Genomic DNA, 608 nt, shown 5'->3' with positions numbered 1-608 from the left:
AATTTTAGGTGCGCTTCTGCCGCGCGAGACTCGACGAGAAGTAGCTTGCACTGCATGAGCTGCTTAAAAGCTAATAGATTGACTTGCTGCTCTTTACCCAACTGCTTTTGCGTGAGTAAACAGAGTTCATTCAGTTGAACAAGCACTTTCCTCTTGGTATGAATATGAGTAAGCGTTTTAAAATGGTCGCTGACTAAATCAACGTAAGAAGAAAGGATATTAAGCCATTGGGCATCGGTTTGTGATAAATGGGCTGCATAGGTACGGCCTAGCTCATAGAGATCTTCAAACAGGCCCAACTTGGCAGTAATTCGGGATGCTGAGAGAAAACGAGAACCATTACTTGGCGTGAGCGAAAAAGCTCTTTTTGCCAAACAGAGCGCATGTCGTTGTTGCCCCAAGCTTTCATAAAGACCGATCAAACTGTCAATGGCAGCCAAGCAGAGCGGATTCCGAGTTACATAATCAGCCAGAACTTTGACTGCTTCAGATATGTGCCCTTGATGATGCAACAAAAACGCCGTCGCACATACTTTACTTGCATGTTCTTTCTGACTGCAGAGAGGTAAATAATCCTCAAGTAGCGTGTAGTCACGTCTTTCAACTAA

General features: G+C 44.2%; 1 pseudogene. It reads right to left on the bottom strand.

Annotated features, from left to right (window positions below):
• Positions 1 to 608, bottom strand: a pseudogene (locus tag R7R24_RS28410) (response regulator); the annotation flags it as partial.

Source organism: Vibrio sp. 704 (genome assembly GCF_033339295.1).
This window is presented reverse-complemented; position numbering and strand designations above follow the sequence as displayed.